This is a genomic window from Micromonospora sp. WMMC415 (assembly GCF_009707425.1).
In the GTDB taxonomy this organism is placed as follows: Bacteria; Actinomycetota; Actinomycetes; order Mycobacteriales; family Micromonosporaceae; genus Micromonospora.
The window spans coordinates 1,931,023-1,947,485 of record NZ_CP046104.1 but is presented as its reverse complement, the minus strand read 5'-3'; the positions used below and the strand labels follow the sequence as shown (position 1 = coordinate 1,947,485).

Annotated in this window: 12 protein-coding genes and 2 pseudogenes; 2 read left to right on the top strand and 12 right to left on the bottom strand. The window is 76.0% G+C overall.

Translation table 11 applies throughout. From position 1 onward, the window contains the following. Positions 1 to 35: 35 nt before the first annotated feature. The 4 genes from GKC29_RS09515 to GKC29_RS09500 form a co-directional block, all read right to left on the bottom strand. Positions 36 to 3,785 carry an SCO7613 C-terminal domain-containing membrane protein gene (locus tag GKC29_RS09515; RefSeq protein WP_155330473.1) on the bottom strand — a complete coding sequence of 1,250 codons (3,750 nt, stop codon included), beginning with the start codon at positions 3,783 to 3,785 and terminating at the stop codon, positions 36 to 38. Positions 3,786 to 3,955: 170 nt separating this feature from the next. Then, the gene (cutA, locus tag GKC29_RS09510; RefSeq protein WP_155330472.1) at positions 3,956 to 4,276 is read right to left on the bottom strand and encodes a divalent-cation tolerance protein CutA; all 321 of its coding nucleotides are present in this window, start codon (positions 4,274 to 4,276) and stop codon (positions 3,956 to 3,958) included. Between the two features lie 9 nt (positions 4,277 to 4,285). Further along, a complete protein-coding gene (locus tag GKC29_RS09505; RefSeq protein WP_155330471.1) occupies positions 4,286 to 5,302 on the bottom strand; it encodes a 1-acyl-sn-glycerol-3-phosphate acyltransferase in 1,017 nt (338 codons plus the stop codon). Next, positions 5,302 to 6,132: a patatin-like phospholipase family protein gene (locus GKC29_RS09500; protein WP_155330470.1), complete on the bottom strand. Its 831-nt coding sequence runs from the start codon at positions 6,130 to 6,132 to the stop codon at positions 5,302 to 5,304. Before GKC29_RS09500 ends, GKC29_RS09505 begins: the two co-directional genes overlap by 1 nt. Positions 6,133 to 6,251: 119 nt before the next feature. Between GKC29_RS09500 and GKC29_RS09495 the strand changes: the two genes are divergently transcribed. Continuing rightward, entirely contained in the window at positions 6,252 to 7,766 is a 1,515-nt protein-coding gene (locus GKC29_RS09495; protein WP_155330469.1) for a serine/threonine-protein kinase, read from the top strand. A 61-nt stretch (positions 7,767 to 7,827) separates the two neighbouring features. On the opposite strand, the gene GKC29_RS09490 is transcribed toward GKC29_RS09495, so the two are convergent. The 8 genes and pseudogenes from GKC29_RS09490 to GKC29_RS09460 all read right to left on the bottom strand — a co-directional run bounded on the left by GKC29_RS09490 (position 7,828) and on the right by GKC29_RS09460 (position 15,550). Continuing rightward, positions 7,828 to 8,892, bottom strand: coding sequence for a glycosyltransferase (locus GKC29_RS09490; protein ID WP_155334053.1), 1,065 nt, complete (start codon positions 8,890 to 8,892; stop codon positions 7,828 to 7,830). A 168-nt stretch (positions 8,893 to 9,060) separates the two neighbouring features. After that, entirely contained in the window at positions 9,061 to 9,729 is a 669-nt protein-coding gene (locus tag GKC29_RS09485; RefSeq protein WP_155330468.1) for a BON domain-containing protein, read from the bottom strand. A 176-nt stretch (positions 9,730 to 9,905) separates the two neighbouring features. Beyond that, positions 9,906 to 11,489 (bottom strand): S1C family serine protease, encoded by a 1,584-nt coding sequence (locus GKC29_RS09480; RefSeq protein WP_155330467.1) that lies wholly within the window; start codon positions 11,487 to 11,489, stop codon positions 9,906 to 9,908. A gap of 62 nt (positions 11,490 to 11,551) precedes the next feature. After that, positions 11,552 to 12,763 (bottom strand): annotated as a pseudogene (locus GKC29_RS09475) (ATP-binding protein); the annotation flags it as partial. Positions 12,764 to 12,942: 179 nt separating this feature from the next. Beyond that, positions 12,943 to 13,108 (bottom strand): annotated as a pseudogene (locus tag GKC29_RS30540) (two-component sensor histidine kinase); the annotation flags it as partial. Beyond that, positions 13,105 to 13,806, bottom strand: coding sequence for a response regulator transcription factor (locus GKC29_RS09470; RefSeq protein ID WP_155330465.1), 702 nt, complete (start codon positions 13,804 to 13,806; stop codon positions 13,105 to 13,107). The gene GKC29_RS09470 and the pseudogene GKC29_RS30540, both read right to left, overlap by 4 nt. 65 nt (positions 13,807 to 13,871) lie before the next feature. Then, positions 13,872 to 14,780, bottom strand: a complete 909-nt coding sequence (locus GKC29_RS09465; protein WP_155330464.1) for a 1-acyl-sn-glycerol-3-phosphate acyltransferase — start codon at positions 14,778 to 14,780, stop codon at positions 13,872 to 13,874. Continuing rightward, complete coding sequence (locus GKC29_RS09460; protein ID WP_155330463.1) at positions 14,777 to 15,550, bottom strand: GNAT family N-acetyltransferase; 774 nt, start codon at positions 15,548 to 15,550, stop codon at positions 14,777 to 14,779. The genes GKC29_RS09465 and GKC29_RS09460 overlap by 4 nt, the downstream gene beginning before the upstream one ends. A 175-nt stretch (positions 15,551 to 15,725) precedes the next feature. Between GKC29_RS09460 and GKC29_RS09455 the strand changes: the two genes are divergently transcribed. Beyond that, positions 15,726 to 16,400, top strand: coding sequence for a hypothetical protein (locus GKC29_RS09455; protein ID WP_155330462.1), 675 nt, complete (start codon positions 15,726 to 15,728; stop codon positions 16,398 to 16,400). Positions 16,401 to 16,463: the final 63 nt, after the last annotated feature.

Sequence of the window (16,463 nt, the reverse complement as noted above, 5' to 3'; positions counted from 1 at the left end):
GACGAGCGAGGGTGCCGGCGCCCCGGCCCGGCCGGTCAGCTCATCCGGCCAACGGCGGCCCGCAGCCGGGCCAGGTCCCGCCGCCGCCGCTCGTACGTGGCGGCCAGGCCGATCAGCGCCAGCCCACCGGCGGCGAGGAAGATCCACCGGGGCAGCAGGTCCCAGGTGCGGGCCAGTTCGTGCAGCGCGAGCGGGGTGAGCGTCAGCGCGCCGAGCACCACCGGCGCCTGCCAGCGCCGGATGGCGCCGGCGAGCACCGCCGCGAGCGCCGCGAGCCCGAGCAGGAGCCGCCGCAGCGGCTGCGGATCCGAGGCGACCAGCACCGACGCGAGGGTCGGCAGCAACCCGGCGGCGAGGCCCGGCCCGATGGCCAGCCAGCTGGTCAGGCCGGGCCGGGTCCGCAGCGCCACCGCCCCGGCGACCAGGGCGAGCGCCGCCGCCGGCAGCGTGTACGCCTCCAGCACCGCGACGTCGCCGGCGGCCAGGAGCAGCCAGGTGCCGAGCAGTTCGCTGCCCCCGGCCACGGCGGCGAGCAGCCAGCGCAACTCGACCGGCTCGCCCCGGCGCAGCAGGCGCAGCCCGACGGCCGCGCCCCACAGCACGCAGACGGCGGCCACGTGCCGCAGCGACTCCACGGCGAGCAGGAACGCCACCACCGCGACGGCCTGCGCGGCGGCGTCCAGTGCTTGTCGCGTCGTCACGGCCGTTCCGGTCGCCCCCGAGCCGCCGCCCGCCGGGACGGCGGAGCCCGGTGCGGCCGGGACGGCGGGGCCCGGCGCGGCCGGGGTGCCCTGCCCGCGGCCGGCGTCCGCCGGACCCGGCCCGCCCGGCACCGGACGCGGCAGCGCGGCGGCGACGGCGAGCGTGAGCACCGCGACGGCGAGCACCGAGAACGCCGCCGCCCGCAGCGGCAGGCCCGCGGCCAGCGACGCGGTGACCGCGAGGGCGGTCACCGCCACGACCGCCGCGAGAGCCCCGGCGAGCCGGGCGACGGCCCGCCGACCGGCGACCCCGACCACGGTGCCGGTCACCACGAGCGCAGCGAGGCCGGTCAGGGTGCCGGCCCGGGTGGCCAGCAGGCCCGACAGCCCGGCGCCGGTGAACACCAGCCCGAGCGGCAGGGCGACCGGGACCAGCAGCGGACGCGGGGCGGGCAGGGCGGCGGCCAGCACGGCGACCACCCCGACCAGCAGGACCGCGGCCGGCAGCACCGGCCAGGGCGCGCCCGCCGACCGGAGCAGCACCGGGAGCGCCGCCGCCAGGAACGGCGCCGCCAGCAGCGCGGCCGACCACCGCCAGCCGCCGGGTTGTCCGACCCCGGGAGCGACAGGCGGGGCCGTCCCGCCCTCCGATGGCCCCGGAGTGCCGCGTTCCGGGTCGGTCGACCGGCCGGACGCGGACACCCCGCCGTCGCCGCGGGCCCGTATCGCGGCGGCCAGCGCCACGGCGGCGGCCAGCACCGGCAGCGCAAGCCCGGCCGGGACGTCGTCCGGCGCCGCCTCGACCGCCGGCACCCCCGACCAGACCGGCACGTCGCCGTACGGGGCGAGCAGCGCGGTCAGCACCACGGGCAGGAGGGCCGCCACCGCCACCACCGACAGGCTCCGGCCGACGGCGCTCGGGGCGGCGTGGTCCCCGCCCAGGACGGGGCCGAGCATGGCGAGCAGGGCCGCCACGGCGGCGTACAGCGACAGCGGTTCACCGTCCACCAGCGCCGGTGCCAGGCCGACCGGAACGACCGCCACGGCGAGCGCGGTCGACGCGTACCGGGTGAGGTCCGGCCAGTGTCGACGGACCGCGAGCAGTCCGGCCGGCAGCAGTGCGGCGGCAGCGAGCGCGGCCCGGGCCTGCCACCACTCCGGCGCGCCCCCGGCGAACGTCGCGAGGGTGGCGCCGGCCGGCACGACCAGCAGTACGGCGGCGAGGCCGGCGCCCGCGACGCCGCGTTGGACACCGGTGCCGCGCCGGCCGAGCGCGGCGACGACGAGCCCGACCAGCCCGGCCACCGCGAGCGCCGCTCCGGCGCCGGCCGGCGCGGCGAAACCGACCAGCAGCCCGTGCCCGAGCAGAACGGCCCCGGTCACCGCCGACGCGAGGACCGGCCCGGACCGGGCCGGCCGGCGACCGACCGCGAATCCGAGCAGCGCCACCGCCGCCACGAGGTCCAGCGTCACCACCGCCGGCCAGGGCGCGGCCCACCCGGCCGGCACGGCGAGCACCGTCGCGCCGGCGCCGGCCGCGGCGAGCGGAAGCCGTACGGCTCGGGGCAGCAGCAGGCCGGCGGCGGCCACGACGGCCGCCACCGCGACCGGCAGCTGCCATCCCCAGTCGAGCACCGGTCCCGGCCCGGCGCCCTGCCACGGCGGCAGCGAGCGGACGACCGCACCCCCGGCCAGGGTCACCACCGTCACCGCCGCGACCTGCGCCAGGATGCCGGTCACCACCAGCGCCCCGACCAGGGGACCGGTGCGCCACCGGGCCGGCAGCAACCGGACGACCCCGGCGAGGAGCAGCACCACCGGTGCCGACAGCCCCAGCAGCAGCCCCTCGCGCAGCTCCGCGACCGGGCGCAGCAGTGCGCCCGCCAGCACCGGCACCAGCAGCGCGCCCGCCACGCCCCGGAACACCGGCCCGCCGGCCAGTAGGGCCGCCGCGAGGAGGGTCGCCGACACCAGCAGCAGCGGCAACCCGGCCAGCAGCGGCGTACCGGCGAACCGCCCGGCCGCCAATGGCACCAGCGCGCAGCCGGCGGCGAAGGTCAGCGCGGCGGCGTACCCGAGCCAGGCGACCACGAGCCCGGCCAGGACGACCGGCCCCCCGCCGATCGTGCCCGGCACCGTGCCCGTCCCCGGCACCGTGTCGGGTTCGGACTGCGCCGCCGTACCGTCGTGCTCGGCCTCCGACGCGACGGCAGCCCCCCGGCCGGCGCGCAGGGCGACCACCACCAGCAGGTTCACGACGGCCACGCCGACCAGCACCACCGCCCAGCCGCCCGCCGACGGCCGGACCTCGGCCGCGGACAGGGGCAGCACCGGCTGCACCGCCAGCAGGGCGGCGAACCAGGGCACGGTGAGCCGGCTGAGCCGGGCGTACCCGGCGGCGACCGCCGCGCCGGCCCCCCCGACCAGCGCGGCGTACCGGGTGCCCGGCCAGCCGGTCACCCCGCCCAGGTCCACCGTCCAGGCGGCGTACCCGTCCAGGAACACCAGCAGCAGGCCCACCGCGGCGATGGTCTCCGCGGTCCCCCGCAGCCCGCGCCGCACCGCGACCAGCGGGACGGCCAGGAACAGCGCGGTGACCGCCGCCAGGATCAGCGCCCGGCCGGCGACCCCGACGGTCGCCCAGGCCACCGCCGTGAAGACGACGGCGGCGGTGCCGAGCAGCAGTCCACCGAGGACGAACAGCACGCCCTGCACGGTGCGGGTGGAGGTCTCCGCGCCACCGGGCCGCGCCGGAACCGGCCCGGCCACCGGCAGCGCGGCCGGACGGCCCGGCGCCGGTGGCCGAGCGGGAACCGGCACCGCGGACCGCGCCGGTGCCGGGAACTCCGCGCGGATCGCGGCGGCCAGCTCCGTCCGGCGCCGCCGGGCCGCACCCAGCCGGTCCGCGATCTGCTGGTACGCCTGGCGCGCCCGCTCCACCTCCCCGGCGAGAGTGACGATCTCCCGGTCGAGCCGGAGCACCTCGGCCGCGGGCGGGTACGGCGGGCGGCCGCACCCGGAGCAGCCGGTGCCGAGATCGGCCGGCGCACCGCAGGCGGGACAGGGGTAGGCGGAGTTCTCCACGCGGCCATCCTCGACCAGCGGAGATCACCGGACCAGAGTGCGCGTACCTAGTCCCGACCGACGATCGACAGCGGCAGCTCGTGGGTCTCCGCGTCGGCGGCCGCCACGAGCCCCCCGGCCCGGGCCGCCGCCGATGCCGCCGGCATGGAGTCGATCAAGCGATCGAGTGGTCAGGGGCGGGTGTGTTCGTACACCCAGGCGGCGTAGTCGGGGTTGCCGCTCTCCACCCGGGTCACCAGGATCTCCGGCACCTCGTACGGGTGGCTGGCCCGGATCTGCTCCACCAGCGCGGCGGCCCGGTCGGGGGCGGTCTTGAACTGCACGGACCACTCGGTGCTGGTCTCCACGCCCTGCCGCCACCAGTAGGTGCTGTCCACCTGGCCTCCCACCTGGGCACACGCCGCCAGCCGGCCGGCCACCGCCGCGGCGGCGAGAACGTCCGCGACGGAGCGCGCATCCACCACCGTCGTCACCACGCAGATCTGGTCCACGACCGCACCCTACGCGGGGCCGTCCCGGTTGGCGGCGATCCACGCGTCGATCCGGGCCCACCAGTCGAAGAGCCAGTCGATGCGCTCCTGCCGGCCGGCCGGCACCTCCTCGGGGGGCACGGACCAGAAGCGCATCACGATCCGCTTGTCCATCGGCAGCTCACGCCACACGTCGGTGACGGTGAGCATCCGGTCCAGCCCGGTGTGCGCCACGAAGATGATGCCGGCGTCCGGGGCGGCGTCCAGCGCGGCCAGCAGACCGCCGGGTTGCGGGGCGAGGACGTGCTGCATCCGCTCCGCGCGCAGCGCCATCCGCTCCAGGCCCAGTGAACGCAGCCGGGCGATGGCCCGGAGCCGGCGGCGCGGGGTGAAGTTGCCGCCCTCCGGGAAGATCACGAACGCGTCGTCGTCGTCCAGGCCGGTCGCCAGGTGTCCGATCTGCTCGGTCACCGAGCCGCGGCCGTCGTGGCCGGGCGCGATGAAACGGTTCGGCAGCCGGTTGAGCAGGACGTCGATCGCCGGGTCCCACTGGAGGCTGTCCTTCAGGACGATCCGCGGCTCCCGCCGGAACCAGTTCACCAGGGCGTGGATCAGGATGAACGAGTCGCCCGGACCGGCGTGCCGGCACAGCACGAGTTCCGGCCGGCCCGGGAGCGCCGTGTCCGGGTCGGTGCCGGCCACGTCGATGGAGAGCCGCAGGGTCCACCGGGCCTGCCAGAACAGCACCCGCAGGAACCAGCCGGCGAGCAAGTAGTGCGCCCGCTGGAAGGCCGGGGACCGGACCCGCCAGCCGAAACCGGAGGCCACCCAGAGCAGGAAGAGCGCGAGCAGCGCCGCCGCGTCCCAGACCAGGTAGACGGCGGCCACCCAGAGCACCCGCAGGGGCCGCAGCCGGCCCGGGACGAACGGCGAGGCGGCCAGGGCGAGCAGGGCCCACGCCGGCACCGTGGTCACCACCGTGACGGCGAGCAGCACGACGCCGGGGGCGAGGAGCAGCCGGCGCAACCACCGGGGCGGCAACGGCATCAGCTGTCCAGTTGCGCCAGGTAGTGCCGGGTCGCGGTGTACGCGCGGCTGATCCGCCGCCCCACCGCCGCCATGTCCCGGTACGCCCAGGGCGAGTCGTCGCGGGGTCGGAGGCCGCCGGTGGGCAGCACGTGCACCTCGACCCCGTCGGGCACCGCCGCCATCTCCCGGGCGAACCGGTGCCGGCGGGCGATCTCGAATGCGACCTGGGCGATCTCCCAGGGCCGCCGCGGCGGGGTGAGCTCTCGTTCGATCCGGCCCACCTGGAGGACGAAGATCCGGCCGGCCCCGGACGCCACCGCCTCGCCGATGGGGATGGAGTTGACGATGCCGCCGTCGATGTAGTGCTGGTCTGCGATGCGGGCCGGCGGCAGCAGCCCCGGCACGGAGGCGCTGGCGAGCACGGCCGGCACCAGTGGCCCGCTGTCGAACCAGTGCTCGGCGGCGCGCTCGATGTTCGCCGCGCAGCAGCGGAACGGCACGCGCAGGTCGGCGAAGGTGGTGTCCACGCCGAGCTCGTTCTCGAGCAGCTTGCGGAGGGGGCGCGGCGAGTGCAGGTGGGTACGTGCGGCGAACCGGCGAAGCTGCCGGGCGACCGAGTCGCCGTACACCTCACTCGCCTCGGGCGACGCCCAGAGCCGGACCAGGCGGTCGGTGACGGCCTCGGACGGGTCGGCGGCCACCAGCGCGCCGTTCACCGCGCCGATGGACGTGCCCAGTACGAGGTCGGGCTGGATCCCGGCGCGGAACAGGGCGCGCAGCATGCCCACCTCGACCGCGCCGAGGACGCCGCCGCCCCCGAGCACGAACGCCACCGGTCCCCGCGCCATGCCGTTCATCCTGGCACGGCCGCGCCGCACGCCTCTCCCGGTGGACCGGGGGGGCCGTTGACAGGGCGGAAACATTCACGCAACCTGATAGCGCTCCCACCCCGAGGCAGGTGTGATCCGTGAAGCCGGCACTCCATCCCGGCCGGTTGCTGTCCCGCAGGTACCGGCTCATCGACCAGATCGGCGCCGGCGGCATGTCGGTCATCTGGCGGGCCCGGGACGAGGTACTCGACCGGATCGTCGCGCTGAAGGTCCTGGTGCCGTCGCTCGCCGCCGACGCCCGCTTCCGGGACATGGTCCGGGAGGAGGCCCGGGCCGCCGCCCAACTGGTCCACCCGCACGTCACCGCGGTCCACGACTACGGCGAGACGGTCGCGCCGGACGGCTCGATCACGTCGTACGTGGTGATGGAACTGCTGGCCGGTGAGGAGCTGGAGCTGCGCCTGACCGAGGGCCCGCTGCCGTGGGCGGAGGCCGTCGAGATCGGCGCGCAGGTCGCCGACGCGCTCGCGGCGGCGCACCGGCTGGGCATCGTGCACCGGGACGTCACCCCGGCCAACGTGATGATGACCCGCACCGGTGCGAAGGTGCTCGACTTCGGGATCGCCACGCGGATCGGGGCACCGGACGAGGACGAGGACGGCGGCACGTTCGGCACACCCGCGTACGTGGCACCGGAGCGGCTCGACGGCGCGTCCGCCCAGCCGGCCACCGACGTGTACTCCCTCGGCGTTCTGCTGCACGAGGCGCTCACCGGCCGGGTGCCGTACCCCGCCGACACCTGGGAGCAGCTCAGCGCGGCACTGGCCGAGGGCGTACCACCCTCGCTGACCGACGTGCCGGGCCTGCCGCCCGAGGTGGCGCGGATCTGTCTGCGGTGTCTGGCCCGGGATCCGGCTGCGCGGCCGACCGCCCGGCAGGTCGCGACGGTCCTGCGCGATCAGCTGCTCCCCGCCGATCCGCAGGCCGCCACGATGCTCGCGCCCACCGTCACCCTGCCCGCCCTCGCCCCACCGGCCCTTGAGGACGTCCGGCCCGAGCCGGCCGGGGAGACGGCCGTCCCTCGGGGCGAGGATGCTGGCGCGGGTCCGACCGGGGCGGCCAGCAGGACGGAGAGGCGAGGAGGGCCGGGCCGGCTCCGCGGGCGCCGGCTGCGACCGGTGCTGATCGTGCCGGTCGTGCTCGTCGTAGGCGTGACACTGGCGACGCCGGCGCTGCGGCAGGAGGATGATCACGCCCCGCCCCGGTCGTCGCCCACCACCGGCCCGGCGGGACCGGTCCCCTCGGCGGTGCCCGACCACCCGCCACCACCGACGCGGACGCCGCCGGCACGCCCGGCCGACCCGGCGCACAGCCCCGACCCCGGGACCCTGCTGGACGCCGCCAACCGGCTCGACGGCGTGATCGGCGCCGGGCTCAGCGACGGCGGCATCCGCTCCGACGTCGGCCTGGACTTCCGCAACGAGCTGCGCAACCTCACCAGCGCCGCGCGCACCGGCGGAGACGACCTCGCCGAGCGGGTGGCCAGGCTCCGCGAGAAGGTCGCCGTCCGCCTCGGCGAAGGCGCGATCAGCGAGTCGTACGCGGAGCAGCTCGACGCCGCGATGGCCGACCTCGCCGCGACGCGGGCCTAGCACCCGGGTCGAAGTCCCGGCCGGGCCGGGCTGCGACTGCCGGGCAGGCCCTACGGACGGGTCAGCGAACGGCGACGCGGGCGGGCTCGCGGGCGCTACCGGGGACGGCCGGCGCGGTGATGAAGCGCCGGTAGACCTCCTCGTAGCCGGCGGCCATCCGAGCGGTGGAGAAGCGCTCCGCGACGTGGGCGACGCAGGCCGCCGGGTCGAGGTCGATGGCGGCGCGCAGCGCCCCGGGCAGTTCGTCGGCCCGTTCGCACACCAGGCCGGTCACGCCGGGGCGGACCAGCTCCGATACGGCTCCCCGGTGGAGTGCCACCACCGGCGTACCGGTGGCCATCGCTTCCAGCATCACCATGCCGAACGGTTCCTCCCACTGGATCGGCATGATGAGGCACCGGGCCTCGACGAGCAGACGCAGCGCCGCCCGGCGGTCCGCGTCGAGCACCAGCGTCACGTCGTCGTCCAGCAGCGGCCGGATCACCTCGTGGTAGTAGCGGCGCTCGGCCGGCTCGTTGCATTTGCCGGCGAGCACCAGCGGCAGGCCGGCGGCGCGGGCGGCGCGGATCGCGATGTCCGGTCCCTTGTCCGGGCTGAACCGGGCCAGCCAGAGCACCGGCCCCTCGGCGGCCGGGGCACTCTTGTGCGGGATGCCGGGAATGTCCAGCGCGTTGTGGACGGTGCCGACCCAGGGCAGGCGCGGGTTGAGCCGCCGCTGGGCGTGCGAGATGGCCACCAGGCCCACGCCGTGGTCGGTGTAGCCGAGCACCGTGCCGTACTCCCCGACCGGGTTGCCGTGCACGGTGGCGACCGTCGGCACGGCGCGTCGCCCGGCCAGCAACGGACCGATGGTGGTGTGGTCGTGGACGACGTCGAAGTCGGCCGGGCCGATCAGGTCGTCCACCCGGGCGAGATGGGCCAGTTCGGGCAGCGACTCGCCGAGCCGGTCGTACTGGAGCGTGGGGACCGTGGAGACGAAGCTCGCGCCGGTGCCGTGGTGCTCGCCGGCGCCGAACACGGTCACCGCCTGACCCCGGTCAACGAGCGCGTCAACCAGGCCGGCGACGGTCTGCTCGACCCCGCCGTACCCCGGCGGGGGCACGGACAGCCAGGGCGGGACCACCATCGCGATGCGCAACGGCCGCTCGGCCGAGCCGGCGTCCCGGTGGTTCCCAGCCACGCGTCCTCCCCCTCGGTCTTCGGCGGACGGCACCCACCCGACAACCGGACCGCTGCCGCCGCGTGGCGGTCGGTTTCCCGGCGACGACCCGGCTAAACCGGACAAGCCGGGCAGTCAGCCGCCCATGAGCAGCTCGTCGCGTACGTCGCGGACACCGTCGGCGGACCACGCCACACGCTCGGCCTGGTCCCGTTCCCACCACGAGCGCACCACCCCACCGAGGATCACCGTGTCACCGTCCACCTCGACGGTCACCCGCTCGGTGCCGATCCCGCGCAGCAGCGCCCGCTGGACGTCGCCCCGGATCCGCTCGCCGTCCGGCCGGGCCGCCGGCCGCACCTCCACCAGGTTCGTCACGCCACGTACGCCGCGCAGGCGCCGAACCTCCATCTCGGCGGTCCGCCGCTGCCAGCCGAACTCCACCTCACCGCGGAGCATCACCCACCCGTTCGCCACGGTCACGTCCAGCCGCTCGGCCGGCACGAAGCTGTCCCACTCCAGCGCCCGGCTGACGGCGATCGCGATCTCCCCGTCGGTGTACTGCTCGTCGCCGAGGATGCGGACCTCCAGGTCGTCGGCGATCCCCCGGACGCCCCGGACGCGCTGCGCGCACCGCCGCGCCGCCCACTTCCGGGCGTAGCTGTCCACGCAGCCGGTCAGCGTCACCACCCCGTCGTCGACACTGACCCCGATCTCCTGCGGCTCGACGCGGGGGTCCCAGGCGAGTTCGTCCAGCACGTCCCGTTGGATCTGCGCGTCGGTCCGGACGGCGGTGGTGGTCATCGCTTCCTCCGTACGCCTCACGGGTCCTCGTGCTCCCACGGTGCCCGCGGTACGGGTGACGGCGGCTCACCCGCACCGGGTGAACCGCCGCCGGCGGAAGGAGCGCGGCGGGTGGCGGAGCCAACCCCCTTGGCTCCGCCACCCGCCGCAGGAGGGAGGAGGAAAGTTCGTAACCGTTAGGACGCTTCAGCGAGCGTCACGGTTGCCGTCGATTCGGCGCCGTTGCGCTTGTAGGTCACCTCGACCCGGTCCCCGACCTTGCCGGCCTGGACGGCACCGACCAGATCGTCGGAGTCGTTGATCACCTTGTCGCCGAAGCGGGTGATCACGTCGCCGCGCTGGAGGCCGGCCTTCTCGGCGGCGCTGCCCGGGGTGACGGCGGCCACCAGCGCCCCGCCGCCCTCGGCGGCGTTCACGCTGACGCCGAGCGTCGGGTGGCTGACCTTCTCGCCCCGCTGGAGCTTGACCGCGACGTCCTTGGCCTTGTTGCTCGGGATGGCGAATCCGACGCCGATGTTGCCCGTGCTGCCCTGGCCGGCGGTGGCGATGGCGGTGTTGATGCCGATCACCTCGCCGCGCGTGTTCACCAGCGCGCCGCCGGAGTTGCCGGGGTTGATCGGCGCGTCGGTCTGGAGCAGCCCGGAGATCGAGCTGACCCCCTGGCGCGGGTCCTGCTGCTGGGGGCGGCCGGCCTGAATGGTGCGGTCCCGCGCGCTGAGGATGCCGGCGGTCACCGACCCCTGCAGGCCCAGCGGGCTGCCCAGGGCGAGGACCTGGTCGCCGACCTGCATCCCGTCGCTGTCGCCGAAGGTCGCCGGCTTCAGCCCGCTCACCCCGGACGCCTTCAGGACGGCCAGGTCGGTCTTCGGGTCGGTGCCGACGATCCGGGCCTGGGCGGTCTCGCCGTCCGCGAAGATCACCCGGACGGTGTTACCGCTCGCCGACGCGATCACGTGGTTGTTGGTCAGCACGAAGCCGTCGGCGGTGAGGATCACGCCCGAGCCCTCGCCGTTGCCGGTGGTGATCGAGACCACGCTCGGCTGCACCTCGGCGGCGATGCGCGGCAGGTCGGCGCTGTTGATGACCGGCGCGGCCGAGTAGGTGCGGGTGATGCCGGAGTTGCCGTCGAGGGCGAGCGCCAGCGCGCCGCCGGCGACGCCGGAGCCGAACATCAGGGCGAGCACCGCGACACCCGCTCCGGCGAACTTCGCGACGCGGCCCGGACTGGTACGCGGGCCGGTCTGCGGCGCCGCCCACGGCGGCAGGGGCTGCCCGGCGAGGTGCGGCTGCGGGCCGGCGTGGTGGTGCGCCGGGGCGCCCGGATGCTGCGGCTGCGGACCGTACGCCGCCCCCGGCTGGCCCCCACTCCAGCCGGGCTGGTTGCCGGGGTACCAGGGAGCAGCCGGGTAGCGGCCCTGCTGGTAGCCGCCGTACGGGTGGCCGCCGGACGGCGCGGCGCCGGGCTGGCCGGACGCCGGGTACGGCGGGGCGGAGGGGGTGGCTGCCGGCGGGGTGCCGGGGGCGGCCGGTGAGCCGGGGGCAGCGGTCTCCGGGGTACCGGAGGTCGCCGGACCGGCCTCGGCGGCGAGCGGGGCGGCGGGGCCGGTGGTGCCCGGAGCGGCGGGGTCGGTGACCGCGGGGCTGCCCGGGGCGGAGTCGGACTGCGCGCGCTCGACGCGGAGCAGCTCGGCGGTGGGGGGCGACGGCTCGGCGTCCGTGGGGGCCGGCCGGCGCTGCGGGTCGGACTCGTACTCGGTCATGGATCCACCTTCTCCCCCGCCACTGCGACCAGCCTGGAACCCGCCTGAAGGTTGGCTGAAAGTCACAGGTCGTCGCCGTCCGTGTCCGGTACCAGGGGCAGCCGCACCCGGAACGTGGCGCCCCCGCCCGGCGTCTCGACCACCTCGACGGTGCCGTGGTGGGCGGCCACCAGCGCGGCGACGATCGCCAGCCCGAGCCCGGTGCCGGTGTTCCCGCCGGGCCGGCGGGTCCGCGCCGCGTCCGCCCGGTAGAAGCGCTCGAAGACCCGCTCCGCCTGCTCCGGTGAGAGCCCCGGGCCGGTGTCGGCCACCTCCACCACCGCGAGGTTGCCCGGCTCGGACCGCAGCCGCAGGGTCACCGACGCGTCCGGCGGGGTGTGCGTCAGGGCGTTCGTCACCAGGTTGCCGATCACCTGCCGCAGCCGGGCGTCGTCGCCGTACACCACCAGGCGCCCGGAGCCCGGGACGATGTCCAGCTCGATCCGGCGGTCCGGGGCCACCGCCCGGGCGGCCTCGATCGCGTCGGTGGCCAGCACCGGCAGCTCGACCGGGGCGAGCGAGAGCGGGCGTTCGCGGTCCAGCCGGGCGAGCAGCAGCAGGTCCTCGACGAGCAGCCCCATCCGGGCTGCCTCGTCCTCGATCCGGCGGAGCAGGTCGCCGGTCTGCTCGGGCTCGCGGGCGGCGCCCTGCCGGTACAGCTCGGCGAAGCCCCGGATCGTCGTCAGCGGGGTGCGCAGCTCGTGCGACGCGTCCGCGACGAACTGCCGCATCCGCTCCTCGGAGCGACGGGCCCGGGCCTCGGACGCGCGGGCGTTCGCCGCGGCGTCCCGGGCGGTGGACTCGGCGGCCCGGGCGGCCGCCTCGGACGTGGCGCGGGCGGTGAAGGCCGCCTCGATCTGGGTGAGCATCGCGTTGAGCGCCCGGGACAGCCGCCCGAGTTCCGAGGTGGGGCACTCCTGCCCCGCCTCCGGGTCGGGCACCCGCCGGGTCAGGTCGCCGCCGGCGATGGCGGCGGCGGTCTGCTCGATCTCCACGAGCGGTTTGAGGCTGGTCCGGACGATCGCCGCGCCGATCGACGCGAGCAGGATCAGCACCGCACCACCGACCAGAAGGTCGATCCAGACCAACCGTTTGACGGCCAGGTCCACGTCGGTGAGGTGCTGGCCGACGGCCGCCACCTGACCGTCCGGCAGTTCGAGGTAGAGCATCCGCCACCGGCTGTGACCGTCCTGCGACCGGACGGTGCGCGGGTCCCCGACCAGGTCCCGGAACCCCTCCTCCGTGCGCGGCCAGTTCGGCAGGTCCTGCTGGTCCATCTCCGGGTTGTAGAAGAAGGCGGTCGCCTGGCCGTCCGCGACGGTGAGCAGCACGTAGTCGCTCGGCAGGCTGAACTGGACCTTCTGGCCCGGCCGCAGCGTCGCGGCCCAGCTCGTCACGCTGCCGCTCGCCGAGCGCAGGTCCGCGTCCACCTGGTCGATCAGATAGCTGCGCAGGAAGTAGGTGGTCAGCGAGCTGATCACCAGCAGCGCGGCTGCCACCAGCGCGAGGACCGCGGTGACCAGCTTGACGCGGAGCGGGACGCTGCGGAGCCGGAGCTTCGCCTGCTGGACGACGTTCACGCCGCCGGCTTGCGAAGGACGTACCCCACCCCACGGAGCGTGTGGATCAGCCGGGGCTGGGTGTTGTCGACCTTGCGCCGCAGGTACGAGATGTACGACTCGACGATGTTGTCGTCACCCCGGAAGTCGTAGTTCCACACGTGGTCGAGGATCTGCGCCTTGGACAGCACCCGGTTGGCGTTGAGCATGAGGTAGCGCAGCAGCTTGAACTCGGTCGGCGACAGCTGCACCCGCTGGCCCGCCCGGTACACCTCGTGGGTCTCCTCGTCCAGCTCCAGGTCGGCGAAGGTGAGCCGGGACGGCGCCTGCTCGCCGGTGCTCGTACGCCGCAGCACGGCGCGGATCCGCGCGGTCAGCTCCTCCAGGCTGAACGGCTTGGTGACGTAGTCGTCGCCGCCCAGGGTGAGGCCGCGGATCTTGTCGTCGGTGGCGTCCCGGGCGGTGAGGAAGACGACCGGCGTCCGGGTGCCGCCCTCGCGCATCATCCGGATGACCTCGAATCCGTCGAGGTCGGGCAGCATGACGTCCAGCACGACCAGATCGGGGCGGTGGTCCTTCGCGACGTTCAGCGCGGCGCTGCCGCTGGTGGCGGTAGCCACGTCGAAACCCGCGAACCGCAGGCTCGCGGAGAGCAGTTCGAGGATGTTGGGGTCGTCCTCAACGACGAGCAGTCGCGCCTCGGTCTGGGTAGCGGCCATGCGGCCCATCATCCGCGCTCAGGCTGCGCCCCGCCTGGGCGGTCGCTGAAAAGAATCTGTGAGGCTCAGGCCGCCAGGTCGAGCTCCCGCTCCGCGACCACCAGCCGGGTCGGCAGCGCGTGCAGCGCCGCGGCCCGGGGCACCCGGGACGGCACCAGGTGCACGGCCGACTCGGCGGCCCGGGCCAGCACCCGCCGGTCGGCGTCCGCCGCCGGATGCAGGGCCGCCGTGACGGTCACCGTCACCACCAGGTCGCGGGCGGCGAGCACCCGCCGCAGCGACCGCCACAGGGTCTCGTCGCCCAGGAAGGCCGCCGCGGTGGTGGCCGTGTCGGTGGCCGCGCACCGGTAGCCGATCCGCAGCGGCACCACCGGGGCACCCGCGTCGATCGCGGCCTGGAACATCGCCGGCCGGAACCCGCCGGCCGGCCGGCAGTCCCCCGCGTCGCCGCACCAGGTGGTGCCCTCCGGGAAGACGGCGACCGCCCGCCCGGAGCGCAGCAGGGCGGCCAGCCGCGTCACCGTGTCCGGCAGGTCCCGGGGCCGGGCCCGGTCCACGAAGACGGTCCCGGCGACACCGGCGAGCTGACCGATCAGCGGCCACGCCCGCACCTCGCTCTTGGCCATCATCCGGGCCGGCGACGCGGCCAGCACCGCCAGGATGTCCAGCCACGACACGTGGTTGGCGACCAGCAGCGCGCGCCGCCGGGGCAGCCGGCCCCGGACCACCAGGCGCACGCCGACGGCCCGGGCGGTGGCCCGCGCCCAGCGGCGGATCGCGGCCTCCCGCTCGCGAGCGGGCAGCAGCGGAAGCAGCACCGCCAGGCCGGCACCGGCGAGCAGCATCCCCAGCCCGGCGACCATCCGGCCCAGCCGCCGCGCGGCGGAGACGTCGGGCACGTCGCCGGGCACCGGCAGGCAGGTCGGGCCACACCCGGAGGTCGGCCGCCAGAGGTCGTACGCGACGGCGGTCACCGCTCCACCTCGCCCAGGAAGTGCCGCAGGTAGCGGGGATTCATCCGGTCCAGGGAGAAGAGCACGTAGAAGTCGGCGACCCCGAAGTCCGGGTCGTAGGCCGGCGCGCCGCAGACCCACGCGCCGAGGCGCAGGTAGCCGCGGAGCAGCGGCGGGACCAGTGCCCGCGCCTGCGCGCCCCCGACCGCGCCGGTGGGCACGCCGGGCTCGGCGAACCAGGGGCGCAGCGGGCGGACCCGCAGCGGCGGCGGAGCCAGGTGCTTCGCCTGCGCCAGGGCCCACACCTCCGCGACCGCCCGTCCCCCGTCGGCCACCGGGACCGAGGCGCAGCCGCCGAGCCAGCGGACGCCACGCAGGTGCAGGTAGCGGGCGATGCCGGCCCACATCAGGTTGATCACGGCGCCGGAGCGGTGGTCCGGGTGTACGCAGGACCGGCCGGCCTCCACCAGGTCGTCGCGGAGCGGGTCCAGCGGCGTCAGGTCGAACTCGTCCTCGGCGTACCGGCGGTCGGCGCGGCCCGGCGGCAGCAGGCGGTACGTCCCGACCACCTCACCGCTGCTCTCCTGCCGCACGATGAGGTGGTCGCAGTACTGGTCGAAGTCGTCGACGTCCAGGTCACCCGCGCCGGGGCGCAGGGTGGCGCCCAACTCGGTGGCGAAGACCTCGTGTCGGAGGCGTTGCGCGGCCGCGACCTGGTTGGGGTCGTCGGCGATCAACAGCGTGTACCCGCTGGTCGTGAGGGGTGCGCCAGCGGCGGGCAGAACGGCCATGAGTTCTGTGTAGGGGGCTCGGGTTGCCGGTCACGGTGGTGAGGAGTGTCGATCGGGTGAACGGCGGTGGGCGGCCGGCTGCCGTGACCGCCCGGCGACGTCGACGGGCGGACGTGGGAGGCTGCCCCCGGGTGGGCCGGCGACGGGGCCGGCGCCGCCGACCGGAGGTGCGGGCATGATCATCGGTGCGCGGTACAACGGGCCGCCCGGCTCGGGCAACGGCGGGTGGAGCGCGGGGACGTTCGCGGCCGGGGACCCGGGCCTGCGGGCAGGCCGGCCCGGCGCGGCCGACGCCGCGGTGGAGGTGACCCTGCGGCGGCCGCCGCCGCTGGAGACCCCGCTGACCCGGCACGGGACCGAGGTCCGCGACCCGGACGGGCAGCTGGTCGCGGAGGTCCGTCCGGTCCCGGGGTTCCGCACCGTCGTGCAGCCGGTCGACCTGGCGACGGCGCGGGCGGCCGCGGCCGGGTACCCCGGGCTGGTGGACCACCCCTTCCCCGGTTGCTTCGTCTGCGGCCCGGAGCGGGCCGACGGCCTGCGGATCTTTCCCGGTCCGCTGCCCGACGGCCGCACCGCCGCGCCGTTCCGGGTGCCGGACGACGTCGACGCGGTGACCGTCTGGGCGGCGCTGGACTGCCCCGGCGGCTGGTCGGTGATCGCGCCCGGCCGGCCGTACGTGCTGGGTCGGATCGCCGCCGTGGTCGAAGCGCTGCCGCAGCCGGGCGCCGAGTGCGTGGTGACCGGGCTAACGGCGGGCGCCGAGGGCCGGAAGGCCGAGGTGCACAGCAGCCTGTACGCCCCGGACGGGACCCTCCTCGCCTGGGCCCGCGCCACCTGGATCGCGGTGTGACGGCGGAGGAGGGGCTCCTGGCCGACGGAACCCCTCCCCGACACCACGGCGGGTCGTTCCTCA

Coding starts and splice junctions, on each gene's coding strand:
- GKC29_RS09470 (WP_155330465.1), bottom strand. CDS start 13,806: ATGGCCGCTACCCAGACCGAGGCGCGACTGCTCGTCGTTGAGGACGAC.
- GKC29_RS09455 (WP_155330462.1), top strand. CDS start 15,726: ATGATCATCGGTGCGCGGTACAACGGGCCGCCCGGCTCGGGCAACGGC.
- GKC29_RS09490 (WP_155334053.1), bottom strand. CDS start 8,892: ATGGTGGTCCCGCCCTGGCTGTCCGTGCCCCCGCCGGGGTACGGCGGG.
- GKC29_RS09505 (WP_155330471.1), bottom strand. CDS start 5,302: ATGCCGTTGCCGCCCCGGTGGTTGCGCCGGCTGCTCCTCGCCCCCGGC.
- GKC29_RS09480 (WP_155330467.1), bottom strand. CDS start 11,489: ATGACCGAGTACGAGTCCGACCCGCAGCGCCGGCCGGCCCCCACGGAC.
- GKC29_RS09500 (WP_155330470.1), bottom strand. CDS start 6,132: ATGGCGCGGGGACCGGTGGCGTTCGTGCTCGGGGGCGGCGGCGTCCTC.
- GKC29_RS09460 (WP_155330463.1), bottom strand. CDS start 15,550: ATGGCCGTTCTGCCCGCCGCTGGCGCACCCCTCACGACCAGCGGGTAC.
- GKC29_RS09485 (WP_155330468.1), bottom strand. CDS start 9,729: ATGACCACCACCGCCGTCCGGACCGACGCGCAGATCCAACGGGACGTG.